Source organism: Streptomyces sp. NPDC051662, from assembly GCF_040681655.1.
GTDB lineage: Bacteria > Actinomycetota > Actinomycetes > Streptomycetales > Streptomycetaceae > Streptomyces.
Genome location: NZ_JBFAZD010000003.1, coordinates 70309 through 91006, shown reverse-complemented (window position 1 = coordinate 91006; position 20698 = coordinate 70309). Strand labels below are relative to the sequence as shown.

17 protein-coding genes and 1 pseudogene are annotated in these 20698 nt (G+C 69.3%); 3 read left to right on the top strand and 15 right to left on the bottom strand.

What is annotated here, in order from left to right; translation table 11 throughout:
- Positions 1-157 precede the first annotated feature (157 nt).
- From AB0M67_RS05915 to AB0M67_RS05895, 5 genes and pseudogenes are all read right to left on the bottom strand, one after another.
- Positions 158-4735: a hypothetical protein gene (locus tag AB0M67_RS05915; RefSeq protein ID WP_365743062.1), complete on the bottom strand. Its 4578-nt coding sequence runs from the start codon at positions 4733-4735 to the stop codon at positions 158-160.
- Positions 4736-5016: 281 nt separating this feature from the next.
- The gene (locus AB0M67_RS05910) at positions 5017-5907 is read right to left on the bottom strand and encodes an oxygenase MpaB family protein (RefSeq protein WP_365743060.1); all 891 of its coding nucleotides are present in this window, start codon (positions 5905-5907) and stop codon (positions 5017-5019) included.
- A 24-nt stretch (positions 5908-5931) separates the two neighbouring features.
- Positions 5932-6875, bottom strand: a pseudogene (locus AB0M67_RS05905) (4-hydroxybenzoate octaprenyltransferase).
- A gap of 290 nt (positions 6876-7165) precedes the next feature.
- The gene (locus AB0M67_RS05900; RefSeq protein WP_365743058.1) at positions 7166-7849 is read right to left on the bottom strand and encodes a TetR/AcrR family transcriptional regulator; all 684 of its coding nucleotides are present in this window, start codon (positions 7847-7849) and stop codon (positions 7166-7168) included.
- Positions 7850-8028: 179 nt separating this feature from the next.
- Entirely contained in the window at positions 8029-8451 is a 423-nt protein-coding gene (locus tag AB0M67_RS05895; RefSeq protein ID WP_365743056.1) for a hypothetical protein, read from the bottom strand.
- Between the two features lie 52 nt (positions 8452-8503).
- On the opposite strand from AB0M67_RS05895, the gene AB0M67_RS05890 reads away from it, so the two are divergent.
- Positions 8504-9244 (top strand): DUF4333 domain-containing protein, encoded by a 741-nt coding sequence (locus AB0M67_RS05890; protein ID WP_365743054.1) that lies wholly within the window; start codon positions 8504-8506, stop codon positions 9242-9244.
- Here AB0M67_RS05890 and AB0M67_RS05885 read toward each other — a convergent pair.
- On the bottom strand, positions 9233-9700 hold the full coding sequence (locus AB0M67_RS05885; RefSeq protein WP_365743052.1) for a hypothetical protein: 468 nt from the start codon (positions 9698-9700) through the stop codon (positions 9233-9235). The genes AB0M67_RS05890 and AB0M67_RS05885 overlap by 12 nt on opposite strands.
- A gap of 178 nt (positions 9701-9878) precedes the next feature.
- Here AB0M67_RS05885 and AB0M67_RS05880 point away from each other — a divergent pair, with 178 nt between their 5' ends.
- Positions 9879-10076: a hypothetical protein gene (locus AB0M67_RS05880; protein ID WP_365743050.1), complete on the top strand. Its 198-nt coding sequence runs from the start codon at positions 9879-9881 to the stop codon at positions 10074-10076.
- 54 nt (positions 10077-10130) lie between these two features.
- Here the strand turns inward: AB0M67_RS05880 and AB0M67_RS05875 are convergent, their stop codons facing one another.
- Positions 10131-10877, bottom strand: a complete 747-nt coding sequence (locus AB0M67_RS05875; protein ID WP_365743048.1) for a phosphotransferase — start codon at positions 10875-10877, stop codon at positions 10131-10133.
- A 133-nt stretch (positions 10878-11010) separates the two neighbouring features.
- Between AB0M67_RS05875 and AB0M67_RS05870 the strand changes: the two genes are divergently transcribed.
- The gene (locus AB0M67_RS05870) at positions 11011-11307 is read left to right on the top strand and encodes a hypothetical protein (protein ID WP_365743046.1); all 297 of its coding nucleotides are present in this window, start codon (positions 11011-11013) and stop codon (positions 11305-11307) included.
- Between the two features lie 92 nt (positions 11308-11399).
- Here the strand turns inward: AB0M67_RS05870 and AB0M67_RS05865 are convergent, their stop codons facing one another.
- The 8 genes from AB0M67_RS05865 to AB0M67_RS05830 all read right to left on the bottom strand — a co-directional run bounded on the left by AB0M67_RS05865 (position 11400) and on the right by AB0M67_RS05830 (position 20640).
- Positions 11400-12200, bottom strand: a complete 801-nt coding sequence (locus AB0M67_RS05865; protein ID WP_365743044.1) for an ABC-2 family transporter protein — start codon at positions 12198-12200, stop codon at positions 11400-11402.
- Between the two features lie 5 nt (positions 12201-12205).
- Entirely contained in the window at positions 12206-12994 is a 789-nt protein-coding gene (locus AB0M67_RS05860; RefSeq protein ID WP_365743041.1) for an ABC-2 family transporter protein, read from the bottom strand.
- Positions 12991-13962 (bottom strand): ATP-binding cassette domain-containing protein, encoded by a 972-nt coding sequence (locus AB0M67_RS05855; RefSeq protein ID WP_365743039.1) that lies wholly within the window; start codon positions 13960-13962, stop codon positions 12991-12993. Before AB0M67_RS05855 ends, AB0M67_RS05860 begins: the two co-directional genes overlap by 4 nt.
- A gap of 244 nt (positions 13963-14206) precedes the next feature.
- Entirely contained in the window at positions 14207-15682 is a 1476-nt protein-coding gene (locus AB0M67_RS05850) for a mucin-5B (RefSeq protein ID WP_365743037.1), read from the bottom strand.
- Entirely contained in the window at positions 15682-16659 is a 978-nt protein-coding gene (locus AB0M67_RS05845) for a substrate-binding domain-containing protein (RefSeq protein ID WP_365743035.1), read from the bottom strand. Before AB0M67_RS05845 ends, AB0M67_RS05850 begins: the two co-directional genes overlap by 1 nt.
- A complete protein-coding gene (locus tag AB0M67_RS05840; protein WP_365743033.1) occupies positions 16656-17720 on the bottom strand; it encodes an ABC transporter permease in 1065 nt (354 codons plus the stop codon). Before AB0M67_RS05840 ends, AB0M67_RS05845 begins: the two co-directional genes overlap by 4 nt.
- Complete coding sequence (locus AB0M67_RS05835; RefSeq protein WP_365743030.1) at positions 17717-19240, bottom strand: sugar ABC transporter ATP-binding protein; 1524 nt, start codon at positions 19238-19240, stop codon at positions 17717-17719. Before AB0M67_RS05835 ends, AB0M67_RS05840 begins: the two co-directional genes overlap by 4 nt.
- Positions 19237-20640, bottom strand: coding sequence for an aldehyde dehydrogenase family protein (locus tag AB0M67_RS05830; protein WP_365743028.1), 1404 nt, complete (start codon positions 20638-20640; stop codon positions 19237-19239). Before AB0M67_RS05830 ends, AB0M67_RS05835 begins: the two co-directional genes overlap by 4 nt.
- Between the last annotated feature and the right edge of the window lie 58 nt (positions 20641-20698).

The window sequence follows — 20698 nt, the reverse complement described above, 5'->3', positions numbered from 1 at the left end:
CTTGGGGCAGGATGCTACACAGAGAGCGGCAGACCTGGATAGAGGATGATCTTTCCCCGAAAGGGGAGTTGAGCGGTGGCGGCCCCGCGGTGCTGCCGCCTATCCATAGGTGGCGGGCTGCCGACATCCGACGCCTCGCACCCGTCAACCGGCCGGCCTATCCTCCCTCCTCAAGTTGGTACACCCGGCTGTGCGCGCCTCGGATGCCCGTAACCGTCACGCTGCTGCTCGGACGACAGGTCAACTGTTGGAGCGGCTGCGGAATGATGCGTACGGAGACGGGGGCGGTTCCCGCCTCCAGCCCGGAGACGATGACGAGGAAGAAGTCGTCGCTCTCCGCTGCTCGTTGGAACTCCGCGGGCGTCAACAGCACTGTGTCAGGCTCGGCGTCTTTGTATGCCTTGAGTTCGTAGAACCGCGACAGTGCGTCCACCGCGTCGGCGCCGAGACCGCGCTGGGCCCGTAGGTCGCGAAGCCAGTCGTCGTCGGCGGCGAGTGCCTTGCGCACGATGTCCAGAGCCACCTTTTCCTGCTCCGTTCCCGTGTAGGGGCGCGGTGGCGTGTGCTGTTGGGGGATCGCCGATCCGGCGCGGGGCTGCGGCAGTCCGGACGTACCGGAGGTGTACCCGCTCGGCCGTGCGGTGGGCGCGGCCGAGGACTTCGGCGGCGTGATGATGCCGCTCGCGTCGACGAGCCGGAGTCTGCCGGGGTCGACGAGCCTGCGCGGTGGAGCGGCGGGGGGCGCAGGCGGAGCTGACGGCCCCGTCGCGGGCGGCGGTGCGCCGGGGACAGACGGGAGGATTGCCGCCGTCCCTGAGTTGCCCGCCGCTGTGCTGGTCCGCGCCTTGGTCGCGGTACGGCGTTGGTTCACCTCGTTTCCGAGTTCCCTGAGCCTTCGTTCGCGTTCGGCTTCCGCCGCTTCCCGGTCCCGCCGCACCTGGTCGTCGGCAAGGCTCAGTTGTACGGCCGTACGGCCCTTCTCGGCCTGGTCACACGCTGCTCCCCAGGCAAGGGCCACGTCGCGGCGGCTGCCCGGAAACCGGGCGGCGATCGACCGGCCCACCCCGGATGTGCGTGTCAGAGCGGCGGTGTCACGGACGTACAGCGTGCCCGAGGACCAGTCGATCCCGGCGCCCACGGGCACGTGCACCGTCTCGCCCGTGTCCGGAAGATCGAGGCCGCAGGCCAGGTGAGGGGTGATGCGTACAGTCAGGTCAGCCAGCTGGTCCCACGAGCAGTCCAGGGACTGGGCAACGCTCGCGGCGTTGCGCTGCAGGTCCTCACGGAGATGGGTGACGGCTGACCGGACCAGCGCTGTGGCGTCCGGATCCGCCGGGGCCGGGCCAGGGCTGTACACGGTGACATGCTCCGCGGCCAGCTCGCTCACGCGCAGAGCTCCGATCAACGGCCGGAACTGCTCCAGTTCGGCTCCCGGGCACCACACCGCACGTTCCCGGCCCAGCGCCTCGGCCACCACCGGGTCTTCGACGGCGTACACGGGTCGCTTGCTTCGCCAGCCCTGGCTCGTCCAAAGAGGCAGGCGTCCCAGGCGCTTGGCCGTCAACGCGCCGGGATGGGTACCGCCCAGAGCGGCGAGCATCTTCAGGGTCTCCAGGATGATGGACTGGGTCGTCCCTTCCGGCTCGTCCCGGCCCTGCTTCCGGTCCCGCTGTGCCAGCTCCTTGATCACGGCCGTGGCGTCGTCGACGGTCGGCACGCGCACTCCGAGCCGCTGCCAGAATTCCTCGCTGCCCGGAAACGTGGGAGCGAACGCGCGGAGCGGGCCGAAGACCGGCGCCCCGCGCAGGCACTGGCTCGGCCGGCGCCAGCCGGAGTCCGTGAGGACGAGGCCGCTTCCCGCGCCGAACGCCCGGAGGACCGAGCTCGGGGACATCTCCTCCGAGGCGCCCGCGCCACGGCCGAAGGCACGCTCGGCCAGGGCTTGGTAGAGGATCAGCGCCGCGGGCACATCCCTGTCGCCGCCTTCTTCCTCCCGTCGGCGCAGTCGCTGCAGACATTCCACGAGGTCCTCGGTGCGGGCCTCCGCGGAGATTCCCAGGGCGCGCAGCACATCACTGCGTCTGCCGACCAGTTGCTGGATCTCGGGATGGAGGAATCGCTCGTCGTCCGCCCCGTACACCGCGACCGTGCCCGTGGTCCGCATGCGGAGTCGGGCCGAGGCAGACGGTGCGCCGTTACCGTCGTCCAGCCACGGTGTGTCGCGCAACTGCCAAAGCCAGAAGGCCGCGGTCCTGCCCCGGTTCTGCCATGCGTAGTAGTCGTAGACGGCATCCACCTCGTCGTGGTCGGAAAAGCGGCTCCACGCCCGCCCGAGGACATGGAACAGCGCTGCCGCCCTGCGCCTGCGGAGCCCTGGGTTCCGCTCCGCCGCTATGCCCGAGGCAACGGCACGTAGGTCGGGGCTTTCGTAGTCGTCGAGCGTGAAGGTCGCGTCCAGAGCTCGCAGGGCGGCTCTGCGTGCCCGAGGGCCCGAAGTGACGTCCGCCGGCAGCCCCTTCGGGCTCTGCGTGAAGCGTTCCCGCGCCCGCGGGTGCCTGCGCAACCGGGGCGCGGTCTCCGCGCCCAGGAGCCTCAAGAACTTACGGGCGCCCATCCCCGCGCCGCCGCGCTGCAGGACCTCGGCGTACCGGGGCCGCAGCCACACCAGCCCGGCCGTGCGACCGGCAGCGAAGGCAAAGCTCTCCTCGCGTTCCGAACTGTCCAGTCGGGCGGGCAGGTAGGCCCTGGCGGGAGCGACGTCGATGTCCTCGCGTTTCCCGGCCTGGTCGAAGCGATGCCCCTGCAACCGGATCGCGTGGCCCACATCGCGCCCCAAGGTCTCACGTTCGGGGTCCGGCACACGTGCGAACCCATCACGCAGTTCGATGAGCTGATCATCCGTCAGCCGCAGTACATCCGAGCTGCCGCTCCCCGCCGCACCGATGGCCGCGAGGCGCCGGATCACGGCCACCGCGTCCGCGTCGGTCAGTAGCGCTCCCCGTTTACGGAGCCACGCCCTCACCGAACGCGCCTCATCGGTGTCGGCGAGGAATGCCGGATGGATCTCCTGGGAGAACCCGAGACTGGCACCGAGACCCCGCGGGACGTCGGTGAACACCGCGGGTTCCGCGGGCCGGGGCACACGGTGACGGCCTTCCGAGCTGTCCACGAGCCAGCGGCTCGACAGCAGGGAGGAGGAGATGTCCGCGGCGAGTCCCGCCGCGGCGAGGCGGATGTTCGCCCGCGGTGACCGGGTTTCATCGTCGAGGAGGCGCAGCGCGTCGTAGAGGTCCACCGTCACGGGAGCCGCACCGTCGTGGTCCTCCCAGTCCGCCAGCACCTCACGCCATCGGCCGTCCTCGTCCCGCGCGACCCCGGGCAGTACGGCGGCCCGCTCCGCGACGCGGGAGACCTCCTCTTCGGTGACCACGCCAACCAGCGTCTCGTCCTCCACCGCGAGATCATCCAGGCCGAGCGGCCCCTGCCCCGCGACATCCAGGACGAGACGGTGGGACACGCCTGCCCTGGCACGGTCAAGGAGCAGTCGCTCCAGCGCGGCGACCGGGCCACGGGCATCGCGCGTTTCGCCGGGGAGCGGCACGGCGCGCCAGGCCCGTGCCGGATCCGCCCGGAACTGCCACCGGACGGCGACCGTCCACAGGTCGCCCACCAGTTCATTCAGTGCGCGGTTCCACGGGGTGTCGTCGAGCGCCTGACGGCTGGCGATCGGGTCGAACTGGGCGCTGACACAGAGGGCCAGAGCGGTGTCCGTGACCGGAAGACCGGCGTAGATCCGTCCGGCGTCATCGGGTCCGAGAGGAAGAGCCACAGCGATTGCGGTGGTGGGCCCCACCGCCTTGTGGGACCGGGTGATCCCGGAGGGGCTGGGAACGGTCGTACGGCACACCAGCCACCGGGACCCGTCACCGGCGCGTGCCTCGCCGGTCTCCACGTCGACGCTCTGCCCGCCCACCACGGCCTCGAACGGCTCGCCGGTCTCACGGTCGAGCGCCAGCCGGTACCGGACACCACCTTGCTCGTCCAGATGCGTGACACTGCCGACACGGCCGAGGAAGAGCAGCGCGCTGTCCCCCCACTCGGCAAGCCACTCGTCCACCTCGTCCGCACCGAGCACACCCGGCTCCAGAGGAATCCGTAGAACCGTCCAGGTGTCACCCGCGAACCAGTCGGGCACCCGGAACGGCTCGGCCACGGAGATATCCGGATCCCCCACGCGGAACCGGTAATGCCCGCAATGAACCTCCAGATGCGGGGAGAGGGACTGGAGGGTCATCAGGCCGATCCCGAACCTGCCGGTGGAGTCCGCCTGCTCAGCCTTGCTTGTCAGCCAGGGCATCGCCAGGGCCAGAACGTCCGGCAGCCGTACGGGACTGCCGTTGTGGGCGACGAGGAGTTCCCGTCCCCTTGTCAGAATGCGTACGTCCGTGGCGCCGAGGTCCTCGGCGTTCTGCACGATCTCCGAGAGTCCCTGGAGACGGTCGCTCGACAGATTGCCCGCGTGATCCCGGGTACGTCTCAGCGCGTGCCGTACTTGGCCGTCCAGTCGGGCGAACCGGCTGCCGAGTCGCTCGACCGCCGCCTCGGTCGCCGCCTCGCCCTCCGGCTCCGGTACGACGGCTCCTTCTGGGATGCCCTCCAGTGAGAAGAGCGCGTCGGCGGACGCGATCCCCCGCTCCACCGCGGCCGTTCGACGCACCGCGTCCCCCGTGCTCATCGCTTTCCCCGCTCAACTCGGCACTCCCCCACAACACAGGGTAATGAGCCCAGCGCACTCAGCGCATGTCAACCCAAGAACCTGCGTGCAGGGCACTGCTGCTGGACGCCGTGGCGGAGTGTTGCCTGCGCGAACCCTCCAATACGGGGGCTGCCCGTGTGACCCACCTCGTGGAGGAACTGGCCGCCGGCAGCGCTCGTCGCCCGGGCTGCGCTCGCCCGAGCCCGAGCCCGAGCAGGCCGGCCCCGTGGGCCACGAGGGCTAGCGGGATCTCGTCGTCATCACCGCCGCGCCCCCGCCAGCCGCCCCCGTGCGGCGGCCTGGATCCGGGAGGGACCGAGCCCCCACTGGAGGGTGCGTCCGACGGCCGTCGCCAGGGGCCGGTCCCAGCCGGTGCGGACGAGGGCCGGGCGGTGAATGCCGAGTTCGGTGCGGGCCCAGTCGGGGAGAAGTCCGATCGAGGCGTTGGTGAGCAACCCTACGACCAGCCGCTCCCGTCGTGTGCGTCCGAAGCGACGGAGGAAGAGCACCGAGTCCAACGCGGCCGGAGTGGCGTGGAGTTGGGGGCGGAGGCGGGCCAGGTAGCCCTCGGCTTCGAGGGACGTGCGCGGTACGTTCCGCGCGCCCAACGCCTCGGCCATGGGAGCGGCTTGGCGGTAGTAGGCATCGCACTCGGCGGGGGTCAGCCGGAGCGGCCGGGGTGCGTAGGTCTGGTGGCCGGCGAGGAAGCTGTGTACCTCGGCGGTGTGTACCCAGGTGAGCAGGTCGGGGTCGTCCGCGCGGTACGGCCGGCCGTCGGGGGCGGTGCCGTGCACCCGGGTGTGGATCCGCCGGACGAGGTCGATGACCTCGTGGGCGGCGACCGAGGAGCCGAAGGTGGTCGTGGTGATGAACCGTACGGTTCCGTTCAGCCGCCCGACCGGATCGGCGCGGAAGTCGGAGTGCTGGTCGACCCCCGCCATGGCCAGCGGATGCAGCGACTGGAGCATGAGCGCGGCGAACCCGCCGGTGAGCATGCCGGTGGCCTGCCCGTGCACCCGCCACACCGGGTCCCCCGGCGCGATCCCGAACAGCCCGGGATCACCGGGCGGCCCCGCGTACCGCTCCAGCTTGAGATCCCCGCCGTGCATGGTCGCCGTGAGTTCCGTCGCGATCCGTTCCCGCAGTCCCACCAGCACCTCCAGGGTCCGTGCTCCTCAGCCGAGGGTACCGACCCGCCCGGCGAGCACGGCCACGAGGATGAGCAGCCCGCACAGGGGGTTGGTGCCGAACGCCCGCCCGCAGGCGCCGACGTCCGCGGGGTCGGCCCGCCATACCTGCCATCCCAACTGCCCCGCGACCACGCACAGTCCGGGCCAGTACAGCGGTCCGAGTCCGGCCACGACCCCGAACCAGCCGAGCAGCACCACACACCCCGCGTACACACCGCCCACCAGCACCCGGCTACGGCGCCCCAGCAGTACGGCGGCCGACCGCACCCCGGCCCGCACATCGGCCTCCCGGTCCTGGCAGGCGTAGATCACGTCCGTCCCCACGGCCCAGCAGATCAGCGCCCCGTACAGCACCCCGCCCGCGAGCCCGAGCCCTCCGGTGAGCAGGCCGTACACCAGCGGCACCGTCCAGTTGATGCTGATCCCCAGCCACACATGCGGCCAGTGGGTGACCCGCTTCATATACGGATACACCGCTGCGAGGGCGCCCCGGCCGCCGCCCACACCACGGCCTCCACACTCCAGAACCCCATCACCAGTGGAGCGACGGCCCCCACCACGACACACAGCACCAGCGCCCGCCCGGCTGCCAGCCGCCCGGAGGCGATGGGCCGCCCCGCCGTACGCGGCACCTGTGCGTCGAACCGCGCGTCCAGCACATCGTTGAGCCCGCTCGCGGCCCCTCTCGACAGCACCCCGTACACCAGGAGCAGCAGTCCGAGCAGGGCCCCGTCCCGGGGCCCTGCGATCGCTCCCAGGGCGATCCATCCGGGGACCACCAGCAGCCAGGCCCCCACCGGCCGGTCCAGCCGCAGTAACTCCAGATACGGCCGCACCCCGGCGGGAGCTCGCCCCACCAACCGGGCGGCACGGCCTCGGGCCGGGACGTGAGTCGGGACTTGGGCCGGGGCTTGTGAGGCGACGGGCATACCGATTCATGTCCCTTTCCAGGGGGATTTATATGTTGATCAGTCCAACCTAGCCCCGGCTGGGCGGTGTCATCAAATGATCATGATTGGTGGATCGTGGTCGGTTGATACGTCGACATGAACTGCCGGATGTGGACGGGGAGTTCACCGGCCGCTGCTGCCCAACCGGTCCATGGAGCTCGGACCTGTGTGTTCGTCCCCTTCCGCCGCGGTGAGCGCGCGCCACCGGCCCGCGGCACAGCGTTGTGTCACACCGCATCGTCACCGCACGGTATGTCTGCCGCGCGAGGTCAGAGACCGACAGTGTCCGCAAGGCCGTCGGTGTGGGCGCGGAGGAACTCTTCCGGATCGCTGAGCGTATCCGCCGCGTACTGACCGAAGACATCGAACAGGATCGCGCCGATGACCGCCGACCACAGTCCGTAGACCCGGGAGGCGTTGCCCACCGGCATGTCAAAACCATAAAGGCCGCGCAGTCGTTCCATGTCGGCGCGGACGGTCGGATTGGTCGGTGCCGCCACCGTTCTCAGTTCGCCCGCCTGCCAAGCATCCTCGACCACTCCGGCGAGAGCGAGGGCCAGTCGCGTGCCGGGCGCCCGGGTCTGGTCGCCGGGAGCCGCGTAGTCGGGCACCGGTGTGCCGTAGAGCATGGCGAATCTGGACGGTTCACGGACCGCCCAGGCGCGCGCCGCGAGCACCGCCGCGACAAACCGCTCACGGTGCGACAGACGCGACGCGGCCGCGAGGGCCGCCTCGACCTCATCGGCGAGTTCGTCGTACGCGTCGACGATCAGCAGGGTGATGAGCGCTTCGCGGTCGCGGACGTAGCGGTAGAGCGCTGACGGCACGACTCCGATGTCCCGGGCCACAGCCCGTAGGGACAGGTCGGCCGGCAGTACCGTCTCCAGGTGTCCGCGTCCCACGCGGACGATGTCACGCATCATCTGCTCACGTGCCACTTGACGTGAAGTCACGGTGTATCTCTCTCCTGGACCAACAGCACTTCCCCTGCTCAGAAGCAAAGGCCGGAGCCGCAGCGTAGCCCGACCGCGGTATCACGGCCCGGCTACGGTCGGGGGGTGGTGGTCCGCGCCTGGGGAGTTCCCTTTGGCCCGGCCGTGACGCTGCCGGACGTGACCGGCTCAGGCCGCGTTCAGCGGGGCACCGCCGGCTTGAGGACCCGCCACGACCTCCACCCTCGGCACACCACGTAGGCGAAGATGGTGAGCACCGCGACCGAGCTGTCGGTGATCGAGGACTGCATACCCTCGGTGGTGTCCAGGATGGTGTAGGCGAGTATCGATGCCGCGACCTTGTGGAAGATCACGAGTTCCCAGATCGCCGGAACCTGACGCGGCCGGTACGCGAGCATCGCCCACATGGCGCTGAACACGAGGTATCCGAAGGTTCGCCATCCTTCCACCATCATGCGGTCGTCGCTCGCGTCCGCCATCAGGAAGAACCCGTTGATGAACACCGCGAAGGTAACGGCGGAGTTGAGGGCCATCAGGCCGCGGCCGATGAGATCCCAACGCTGCGACGGGCTGCTGGGGACCGTGCGAGCTGCTGTGGTCATGACTCTCTTCCTTCGAGGGCGGGAGAAATCCGAGAACACTGTTCTCTGAATCATGGATCCACTCCTCGCGCAAAGTCAAGAACAGTGTTCTCGTTTCCGCTCCCCCTGTCCTCCACCGTTGTGGCCGAGGGGGCTGAACGTCCTCATCGCCATACGGACCCCGGAAGCGTTCGACGCTGTGCTGAGGCGGGCCGAAGCCGCGGGCAGCCAGTACGCGGACCTCGATGCCGCCGCGGGAGCGGCCGAACCGCGATCGGTGCTGCTGGACCAATGGCGCGCGGGCCGAGCCGAGGTGGCGGCGGCGCTACGTGAGATACCACAGGATCGTGGGTTTCCTTGGTACGGCTCACAGATGACCGCAGCGCTCATGGCGCCGCTCCGCGACTTCACGTCACCACACGGGTTGTATGAGCACGAACAGCCGGATAGGACTGTCCATGTGACTGATCAACGCAGCTTCGCCCGTACCGTCATCACGCTCTCCCTGGCCGTGATCGCCTGTTGTGCGCTCACTTTCACCATCATGGTGTTGGCCGGGAGTCCCGCCGTACAGCCGCAACGCGTGCTGGATCAGGACGCGCTGGCGCGAGCCGTGCTCAACAACGTCGAATCCGACAGCTCCTTCGCCAAGCCCCCGACCATCGACGATGTCAGCTGCCCCGCTTCCGTCCCCGTCGAGGCGGGCCGGGAGTTCGAATGCCGCGTCGTCGGCGTCGGCGACGGCAACAGCAGCGGGCGTGCCTGGGTCAAGGTGAAGATCAAGGACGATCAGGGCGACTTGTCACTGGGCTGAGGAACGGTAGGGCGGGGGCGCGAGCAGCATCGGCCAGTCGTCATAGGTCGCGAGCAGCTCGTCCAGGGGAACGTCCGGGCCCGCCCTGAACACGGCCGTGCCCTCGGACAGTCGTACGGACGACTCCGGGCCGACCGCTGTCCGCGCGCGCAGGATCACCACGGCCTCCGGGTCGACGGCCGACCGGAGGGGGAAGCCTGCGGGGTCCACGCCGACCGCGCGCAACCCGACCGGGTACACGGCGATGTCGACCACCAGCTGATCGCCGTCGCGTGCGTGCTCGGCCCAACCATCGGTCCGCAACAGGCAGGCCCACCCGTTCGCCTCGTGACAGGAATCGCCGAGCCGGACCACGGCGCGCTCCCCGGGGGCGCCCTCGGGATCTACGAGGAGGACGACGACGGGCGCGTCAGGTTCGTCGGGGTCGATGCCGGGACGAACGTACAACCGGGCCATCGAAGGCCTCCGAGGGTGGTGTCAGGTCGGGTGGGCACCAGTACAGCACAGGGGCAAACCACACACGGCGGGCCGAGCTCGCCCCCTCCGCGCCGGGAGACAGCTGGGCCACTGCGACGGCCTGTTCCGCAGACTGAGAGGATGGCGCGTACACCGCAACAGTAGGAAGGGAATGCGCATGGCCGTGCTCATCTTGTCCGGCGTCCTCGTGCTCGCCCTCGGAGGGTGCGTCTGTGTCGTGTGGGCGGCGCGGGGCGGCCCGCGCTGGGTGCGCGGAGTGGCCGGCGCGACCCTGGCGGCGGGCGAGTTGGTGCGCCGGGCGAAGCGTACGCGCCGGAGCCAGCACCCGACCCAACTCGGCGATTCAGACAGCTAGGGCCTTCCGTTTGGATCAGGCCGGATCAGGGAGTCGGCTGCGCCGTCATCTGCCTCACATCCGGGATCTCAGCACGTCGACCTCACAGCCCGGCGCGAACGGGTCGAAGCCGTGCTCGATCAGCCAGCGAACCGCCAGCAGGCTTCGCAACGACCACCACGCGTGGATCACGTCGAGGTCGATGTCGGTGCCATAGCCGGCGACGACGTCGTCGAGGTGCTCCTCGTGTCCGAGTGTGAAGGTGGCGAGGTCGTACAGGGCATCGCCCTGGCCCGCCTCGGACCAGTCGATGATGCCCGTGACCTCGTCGCCGTCGACGAAGACGTGCGCGATCTGCAGGTCGCCGTGCGTGAACGCCGGGGTCCACGGCCGGAGCGCGGCCTCGGCGACCTGGCGGTTGCGGGTGACCAGGTCAGCGGGCAGGAGGCCGTTCGTCACGAGCGACTCGCACTCGTCGTCGAGTTCGGCCGTCAGCGCGAGGATGCTCCGGCCGGCCCGGCCGGGCCGGGGCGGCAGCGGCGCGTCGTGCAGCTTCCGGATGGCGGCGCCCGCCGCGGCCCATGCCGCCGACGACCCGGTCGACGGCCCGCCGAGGCGCCCAAGCGTCGTCCCCGGGAGTGCGGCGATCGCGAGCACGGGCGGCTTGCGCCACAGGACCTCCGGGGTCGGGACCGGCGCGAGGGACATCGCCTCGACCTCGACGTCGACGCGCGCCTGATCGGCGTCCACCTTCAGGAAAACATCGCCGACGCGCAGGGTCGCGCGCTCGGAATGGGCGACAACGACTTTGACCTCATCCATGGGCGACCAGTATCCCGGAGATGACCGCCGACGTCGCCGGGTTATGTCGGCCGCGGCGGCACCGGGGTGCGATACGAAGCCTGTCCGGACGGCGTTGAAGGCGCTGGGGACCGTGGGCGCCTCGGGGATCGGCGTGACGGTGAAGAGTCCGCGCTGCGGCGTCGTCAGCGGCGGTGTGGGTCTCGCCGATCTCAGGACGGGCCGCAAGGTCGTCGGCGAGGGAAAGCTCGACCTCGATGACAGCGTCAACGACTCCCTGATCGTCTCCAAGGTCACCGGGCGGAGCATCGGCACCGAGATCGAGCGGCGGATCGTCAAGCCCCTCGGTCCGCGCGGCACACCGTGCTCCGCGGGCGCGGGCAGCAGCGCGTACACCACCCGCCCCGGCACGCTCGCAGCGGAGAGTCCAGCACGAACGCGGCCACCCTGACGGGCCGTTCGCCGGTCGCCGGTCGGTGGACCGCGGGGAGCTGGTTCGGCTGGTGGAGCGGGTCGCCCCCGCACACGGACGCGATGTCCAGCTCAGTGCCCGCTGCTCTCGTAGTGGCGGGACTGGTGCTCCCAGAAGCGATACGCCGCGTACATCAGCAGGACGCCGACGGCGGGCGCGCCCCAGCCCAGCCACGCGGGCACGGCCAGTTCCTCCTCGCGGTCCAGCAGTACGGTCGCCGGGAGGTAGGCGACGAACGCCAGGGGGAAGACGAAGGTCAGTCCGAACCCGGCGGCCGAACCGAAGATCTTCAGCGGGTAGTTGCCGAAGTCGCTGAAGATCATGTCGATGGCGAACTTGATCGGAGTGACCTTCTTCATCCTGAACGCGAGTCCCGACGCGGCGAGTTGCAGTGAACCCTCCACCAGCGCGCCGCCGACCACCGCCAGCAGCAGAAAACCGACGGCCCCCGGTGACCAGTCGACCGGCGCGCGGGCCGAGGCGATGGCCAACAGCACGAACCCGCCCACCAGGTCGCCGAGCGCGCTCAGCCGGAGTCTTCGGGTGAGGAGTTGGACCAGCGGCGACACGGGCCGGATCAGATATCTGTCGTACTCCCCCTCGACCACGACCTCGTCGACATGGATCAGCTGATGGCCGGGGACGAGCCACAGACCATGGGCGGTGAGCCGCAGCCCGTAGAGGAAGGCGATCTCGCTCAGCCCCCAGCCGCCGACCTCGCCGAAACGGTCGAGGACCGCCCAGATGAAGGCCAGACCGACACCCTGGTAGAACAGACCGCCGATGATGTTGATGAACAGGTTTCCCCGGTACTGGAATTCGGAACGGAACGCCGCACCGGCCAGCAGCAGATAGACACGGAGCCCTCGCATCGCGTTCACCCGCCCTGCGACAGGACTCGGTGCCGCGCCCGTGACCAGACCAGCGCGGCCAGCCCGCTCAGGGCGACGATCCACCACAGCTGCACACCGAGGGCGGCGGCGATGCCCGGACCCTCGATCTGGCCGAGGTAGACGGCGGCCGGGGTGTGCGCGGTCGCCTGGAAGGGGAGCAGTTCGGCGGCGGCCCTGACCGGGTCCGGCATGAACCACAACGGGACCAGGGCCCCGGAGAAGAACTGGGCGACGAAACGGTAGGCCAGCAGGGCTCCGCTCACCTCCAGAGTCCAGAAGGACACCATGCCGAGCAGCAACCCCAGCAACTGGTTGACGACCAGAGCGGCGAGCAGGGCCAGCGGATAGGCGAACGCGGCCGCCGGTGACTCGGGGGCCCTGCCCGCGCCGACCAGCAGCGCGAACGGCAGCGCCACCACCAGGACCGGCACCGAGGCGGAGATCCATCCGAACTGACCGGCCAGCATCTGCCCGGGGAAGCCGATGGGGCGCAGCAGATCCACCGCGACCTTGCCCTCACGCACCCGCTGGTCGATGGGCGAGGACCGCCAGGGACTGACCAGGTTGTACTGGAGGGTGGCCAGGGTCGCGTACGCCGTCATGGTGCCGAGGGTGATCCCTTCCACCTCCTCACGGCCGTCGTAGAACGCGCTCCACACCACCGTCAGCAGATAGATCTGCAGGAGCATCATCACGAACGTCGACAGATACGACGCGCGGTAGGCGAGAGCGACGCGGAATTCCATCCGGGCGCAGGCGAGATGGGCTTTCATCGGCGGTCCGCGTAGATCCGGTGGATGACGCTCTCCAGCTCGGGTTCCACGATCGACAGATCGGTCACCCGGTGTCGCGCCAGTACCGCGGCGACCAGCCGGGCGGGCGAGGTCCTTGTGGGGTCGAAGCGGAGCCACACCTTGCCCTCCTCGCGGCGGACGATCTCGGCGCCCTCGACCTCCTCAAGATGGTCGGTCTGCACGACGAGTTCGCGGTGTGGGGCATAGCGCGCCTTCAGTTCCGCCACGTCGCCGTCGTAGGCGACTTTGCCGTGGTCGATGAGCACGATGCGCTCGCACAGCTCCTCGACGTCGTCGAGGTCGTGGGTGGTGAGGACGACCGTGGTGCCGGACTGGCGGTTGAGTTCGGCGACGAAGCCGCGTATTCGCTCCTTGGCGACGACATCGAGCCCCACGGTGGGTTCGTCGAGGTAGAGGATGCTCGGGTCGTAGAGCATCGCGGCGGCGAGGTCGCCGCGCATCCGCTGGCCGAGCGAGAGCTGACGCACCGGGGTGTCGAGGAAGGAGCCGAGGTCGAGCAGTTCCGTGAACCGCTTCTGTTTCTCGGCGAACCGGCCCGCCGGCACGTCATAGAGCCGGCCGATCAGCCATAGCGAGTCGCGCAAGGGCAGATCCCACCAGAGCTGGCTGCGCTGGCCGAAGACCACACCGATCTGGCGGGCGTTACGGGCCCGGTCGCGCCAGGGCGTGGCCCCGGCGACCCGGACGGTCCCGGAGGTGGGCACGAGTATGCCGGTGAGCATTTTGATGCTGGTGGATTTCCCGGCGCCGTTGGGGCCGAGGTACCCCACCATCTCGCCCGGCTCGATCCCGAAAGAGATGCCGTCGACGGCCCGGTTGACGGTGTACTCGCGGGTGAGCAGGGTGCGGATGCCCGCGAACGAGCCGTGTTGCCGCTTGGGTCTGCGGAACTCCTTGACGAGATCGGTCACCTCGATGACGGGCATGGCTGCCTTTCCTGGACCGCGGGAGTCCTGCGGGGGCCCGCGGGAACTGGGCGAACAGCGAGTGTGCACGTCAACTCACCCTCCCCGCCAGCGAATTACCGATCATGTCGACGACGCTCCGCCTGGCTGCCACCGTCATCCACGGCGCGAGTCCGTGCGACCACGAGCCCATGTGACATGGCTCCGCCTCCTCGCCCACCGGTGACCGGGCGAGGAGGCGGAGCCGCGGGCTCGGCGGGTCAGTTCACTTCTTCCCCGGCTTCGGCACGAACAGCTTGATGTCCGTGAGGCTCGCGCTGCCCTCGTACACGTTGGTGTAGAGGTCGCCGATGACGAAGGAGTCCGGGTAGGCGGAGTCCTTCGGCCACTGGTCGGGCCATGCGGCCTTCCCGTTCAGGTCCTTGCCCTGGACGAGGGTGTTGTTGTAGCGGCCGTCGTACTCGTCGGGCTTGACGTTGTAGTGCCAGATCGGATTGTTGTTCACGATGAAGTCGCGGTGGAAGCGGAGTGTCTGCTGTCCGGCGCGGGCGAAGTTCCCGCTGGCCTCCAGCGTGTAGCCGGTCGCGTCGCGCTCGATGGCGAACGTGTAGTCCTCGTTCGGCATCAGCTCGGGCTGGAGTTCGGCCGCGGACGACAGCTGCTGCTCGGCGACACCGTCGGAACAACTGGTCATGAACCACTGCGAGTTACCGGCCAGACCGCCCTGGCCCGGGGCCCAGTTCGGCAGTCCGCTGATCCACATGTTGACCGTGTTGAAGCTGCTGTCCTTGTAGTCGTAGTACTCGTCGGTCTTCGCGTTGCAGACACGGCCGCCGGTGCCCGTGCCGACACGGTCCGGGTGCTGGGCGAAGGAGTCCATGAGCACCTTGCGCCGGTAGTGCCAGAAGTGGTTGTTGCGGGGAGCGGGGTCGGCGAAGTCCACGATGGACAGATAGTGGAATCCGTTGTAGCCGTACTTGCCCGCGCGGACGTCCTGCCACTCGCAGTACGGGGCGGAGGCGTCGCCCTCCCAGCCGGGGCTTCTGGAGCCCTCGCCCCAGGGGTGCTGTGTCTTGCACCCGTCCTTGCTGTAACCGTTGACGCGGTTGTCGTAGTCGATGGTTCCGTTGCGCTTGCCGCCGAAGTCGAGTGTCTTGAGCTTGTACTCGATGCGGTACTGCTCGGGAAGCGACTCGGTGGGCCGGAAGATGGCGCCGCCCGTGTGGTCGGGAACATCGAGTTCGGCGACGGTGGACTCGCCGGCTCTGCCGTTGGTGATGGACGGCGGCTTCTCGATGGTGCCGTCCTTGTCCCAGTCGCGGGCGGACAGCGAGGCGGTCAGCCAGCCGTCCTCGCCGACCGGGAATTCCTTCCGGTAGGTGGCGAAGGAGTCGAGCTGCTCGTCCCAGGCATCACCGTAATCGTTGTGATACCACTTGCCGTTGTCGTCCATGACAGTGTCGAACGGGTTGTCGTAGGCCTCCCTGACCCATGGTGCCTTCCCCGGGTCGAGCTTCTTCGAGAAGTCCTCGGAGTGCAGGAGCTTCCACTGCTGCTTCGTCGGCGGCTTCTGGGCGGGCCCCTTCTGGTCCGCGAGGGACGCGGAAGCGGACTCGTCCGTGGTCTGCGCCGCGGCGAGCAGCGGCGTGAGGGCGAGTGCGCCGCCGAGCAGGGCGGTCATGACGTAGCGGTGCCTTCTTCGCAAAGGGAGACGGCCCTGGTCCGAGTCGGTGCGGCTCATCAGAACTCCCCGTCCGGGTCGTAGTATGTGTTGGCGTTCTCCTTGGTGACGCGCGGCGAAGGCACGACCGTGTCCTTCTCCGTCTTCTTGCCACCGAGGATGTCGATGGTCCTGTCCAGACCGAGACTGCCGATCTCATCGGCGTCATTGAGGCCGGTGACCAGGTAGTTCGTGCCGTCCGAGATGGCCTTGAGAGCTTCGGCCTGGCCGTCGACACCGGCCAGTACGATGTCCTTGTCCCGGCCGGCGTCCTTGATGGCGCGCTGGGCGCCCAGGCACATGGCGTCGTTCTCGCAGAACACCGCGTCGATGTCCTTGTGCGAGGCGAGCAGGCTCTCCGTCACGGTCAGTCCGCCGTCGGAGCTCCAGTTGCCGAAGTCGGGGGCCTCGACGATCTTGAGTCCCGCACCGGTGAGGGCGCTCTTGACGCCGTTGGTGCGGGCCAGGCCGATGCTGTTGTCCGCGGGGCCCCCCTTGACGATCGCGACCGTGGCCGCGTCGGGCAGCCGACCGGCCAGGAACTCGCCGTTCTGCTTGCCGATCGCCTCGTTGTCGGGGCCGATCCAGCTCGTGTAGTCGCCGGTCTTGAACTTGCGGTCGACGAGTACGGCCGGCTTGCCCGCGGCCTTGATGGCGTTGAGGACGGCGGGGGCCGATTCCAGGGGGCCACCCGAGATGATGACCGCGTCGACGCCCTTGCTCAGCAGGTCCTCGACGTTGGAGGCGAGCTTGGCCGCGTCACCGCCCGCATCCGTGCTGCGGACTTCGACGCCCTTCTTCTTCGCCTGAGCCTTGATGGCGCGGTCCATGCCGTTGAAGTAGGGCCCGCTCAAGGTGAAATTGGCGACGCCGACCGTGTAGTCGCCGTCCCCCTCACCGCTCGCGTTCCCACTGTCGGACGAGCAGCCCGACAGGGTGGTGACGAGAACGGCCCCGGCGAGCAGTCCGGCGCGGCGCGTCTTGTTACGGGCGATCATGACAGCGATCCCTTTCCCGGGGTCGTCGCTCCGGCGGCGGGGCGGAGCCGCCCCGCGCGCTGGACGAGAATGACGGCAACGATGATGAGCCCCTTGAAAACCTGCTGCCAGAAGCTCTGTACGTCATAGAGGTTGAGCAGATTGTTGATCAGCGCGAGCACCAGCACACCGGCGCAGGTCGCCCGCACGGTGCCCTTGCCACCGGCCAGGCTTGCACCACCGATCACACAGGCGGCGATGGCGTCCAGTTCGAAGGCGGTGCCCACACTGGGCTGGGCGATTCCGACACGGCTGGCGAGAATGACACCCGCGAGTCCGGCGCAGGCGCCGCTGATGGTGTAGGCGAGCACCACATGGCGTCGTACGCCGATGCCCGCGAGGCGTACGGTCTCCGCGCTGCCGCCGATCGCGGTCAGTGCCCGGCCCGCGGGCGTACGGCCGAGAAAGACTCCGCCGAGCAGGAAGACGGCGATCATGATGATCGTGGAGACGGGTACAGGGCCCACCGCGGCGGATCCCAGTTCGAAGAAGCCGGCCTTCTCCGGTGCGACCGGGGTCTCCGAGTAGACGAAGGCCAGACCCCGGATGGTGGTGAGCGCGGCGAGTGTCACCACGAAGGGGGCGAGCTGGAAGCGGGCCACAAGTGCCCCGTTGACCAGCCCGAACCCGATGCCCGACGCCACTCCGATCAGCATCGCCAGCCACACGGGCAGCCCGGCCGACAGGCCCGCGGCGAGAATGCCGGAGAAGGCGACCACCGAGCCGACCGAGAGGTCGATACCGCCCGTCAGGATCACCGTGAGCATGCCGAAGGCGAGCAGTCCGGTGGTGACCATCTGCTTGAGCAGGTTCGTGACGTTCGCCTCGGTGAGGAAGGCGTCGGTGGTCGTACCGGCGATCGCGATGAAGGCGACGAGCAGCGCGGCGAGGCCCACTTCCAGGGTGATGTCGCGCCCCGCCACCCTGATCCTGGGCAGTCGCGGGCCGCCTCCCGCCCCGGTGCTGCCGTGCTCGGGGAGTCGTTCGGAGTCCCGTGGAGAGGCCGAGAGTTGATCCGTCATGCGGCGTGTCCGATCGCGTGGGCGAGGACGGTGTCCTCGGACGTACGGTCAGAGGGGAGCTCGGCGGCGATCCGCCCCTCGTGCATCACCAGCACGCGGTCGGTTGCGCCGAGGACCTCGGTGAGGTCGGACGAGATGAGGAGGACGGCCATTCCGTCACGGGCGAGTTCGTCGAGCATGCGGTAGATCTCCACCCGGGTCGCCATGTCGACCCCACGGGTCGGCTCATCGAGAAGGAGCACACGCGGCGAGGTGAGCAGCCACTTCGCCAGAACGGCCTTCTGCTGGTTGCCGCCGCTGAGCGCGCGTACGGGCAACCGTGCGGAGTGAGCGGGTCTGATGTCGAGCCGGTCGGTCATCGCCAGGGCGTCGCGCCTGCGCCGGGCGGTGTCGAGGAGCGGTCCCCTGGTCGCGCTCTTGAGGGTGGTCAGACCGATGTTGTCCTCGGTGCTGAGGCCGAGGACCAGACCGGTGCGCTTACGGTCCTCCGTGACCAGGGCGAGCCCCGCGCCGATGGCCTCCTTGGGGCTGCGGAACCGGTCGGTGGGTGAGCCTTCGGCCCTGATCGTCCCTTGGGCAGCGCGCCGGGCACCGAAGACGCAGTGTGCCAGCTCGCTGCGGCCCGATCCGACAAGACCGAACAGGCCGGTGATCTCACCCGCCCTCAGTGTGAAGGAGACATCGTCGAACTCGCCGGGTCTGCTGAGCCCTTGGACCGTAAGCAGTTCCCGGCCCACGTCGGTGCGGCGGTCGGGGTACAGCTGTTGTGGCCGGCGTCCCGCCATCAGACGGATCATCTCGTTCTCGTCCGTCTGCCGCGGTGTGGTCTCCGCGACGACGCGACCGTCCTTGATGACGACGATGGTGGTGGCCAGTTCGGTGACCTCGGCGAGCCGGTGCGATACGTAGACGATGACCACACCGCGCTTCTGAAGCCTCCGGATCAGGGCGAACAAGGCCTCCAGATCGGCGCCCGCGAGCACGGCCGAGGGCTCGTCGAGGACCAGCACCCTCGGCTCCCCGCTCTCGTCCACGAGGGCCTTGGCGATCTCCACCATCTGCTGGCGTGCGACGGTGAGGCCGCCCGCCTTGGTCCGGGGGTCGATCGCCCCGTATCCGATGTCCTCCAGGAGCACCCGGGCGCGGGCGTGCGCGGCCCGCCAGTTGATGAGGCCGCCCGGCATGCGCGGGTAGTGGCCCATCAACAGGTTCTCCGTGACGGACAGTTCGGGGATGAGGGTGAGCTCCTGATGGACGGTCCTGATGCCATGGGTGTGCGCGTCGTGCGGGGAGCGCAACGCCACGACCTCCCCGTCGAGGCGCAGTTCACCGCTGCTCATCCGCTCCGCGCCCGCGAGGATCTTGATGAGAGTGGACTTTCCGGCGCCGTTCGCGCCGACCACGGCGAGCACGTCACCGGCGTGGCCCTTGAGGTCCACGCCGTGCAGCACCTTGGTACCGCCGTACGACTTGTGCACCCCGCGCACGTCGAGCGCCGGCGGAGCGGGCGCACCGCTCACTGGAAGGCCTCCATCACGATGACCGTCTTCTGCCGGGTGAACTCCAGAGCCGTGTCATGCAGTCCCTCGACGGAGCCGCCGGTGTCCTTGGGGCCGCCGAAGGGCAGGTTCTCGGCGCGCAGCGCGGTGGATCCGTTGATCACGACACCGCCCACGTCAAGCCGGTTGGCGAGGGTGTAGGCGCGCTGGATGTCCTGGGTGAAGACGGCGGCCTGGAGTCCGTACGGGGAGGCGTTGGCCATCCGAACGGCGTCCAGGGGGTCTTCGAAACGGGCCACGGGGGCGACGGGCCCGAAGATCTCCTCGTTGAAGGCCGCGCTGTCGGTGGGCACGTCGACGAGGACGGCGGGATCGTAGAAGGCACCGCGGCGGGCGCCGCCCGCCACTTTGCGGGCGCCGTCCGAGACGAGGGTGCCCACGGCCTGCTCCACGCGCTGGGCGGCGGCCTCGCTGATGAGCGGGCCCACATCGGTGCCGTCGGCGAGCTGATCGCCGACACTGAGCTTGGCGGCGCCCGACAGGAGGGCGTCCACGAAGGCGTCGTGCACACCGCTCTGGACGTATACGCGCTTGACCGCGCAGCAGATCTGGCCGTTGCCGCGCGCGAGGCGCCCCAGGATCACGGCCTGCGCAGCGGCCTCCACATCGGCGTCGTCACAGACGATCAGGGCGTCGTTGCCGCCGAGTTCGAGGTGGACCTTCTTGAGGGTGTCCGCGGCGCGGCGGGCGATCTCGCGGCCGGCGGTGGTGGATCCCGTCAGGCTGATGGCGGCGGCGCCCGCCCTGGTGGCCAGTTCCTGGGAGACGTGCACGCCGCCGGTGAGCAGTTGGTGCGCACCGGCGGGGAATCCGGCGGCGGCGATCAGTTCCGCGATCCGGATGAGCGTCAGCGGGCAGCGCACCGGCGGGTGGACGAGCACCGCGTTGCCCGCGGCGAGTGCCGCCGCCGCCTTGTGGGCGTACAGCTCGACGGGGTAGTTGAAGGGCACCAACGCCGCGACGGGGCCGAGGGGTTCGCGGATCGTGACGGCGAGATGGCGTTCGAGGCCCGGCACCGCGTCGAGGGGAATCTGCCTCCCCAGCAGCCGGGTGGCCTCGCCCGCGAAGCCACGGAAGATCCTGATGGCGGCGCGGACCTCTTCGGTGGTCTGGAAGACCGGCTTGCCGTTCTCCGCGGCGAGCTGCCGGGCCAGCGCGTCGGCCTCTCCCTCGATCAACTCCGCTGCCTTCAGCAGGAGTTGTGCCCTCGCATGAGCGGGTAGCGCGGCCATGGCCCGTTGACCCCGCGCCGCGGCCTCAAGGGCGACGCCGATGCGCTCGGCCGTGAAGTCCTCGATTTCGCCGAGGACTTCACCGGTTCCTGGATTGTGTACGGACACAGCAGTACTGCGGGACGTCATACGTCGGGTCTCCTGTGCGATCTTGACCGGGCGGACGAATCTCCAGAAGTCGCAGCGA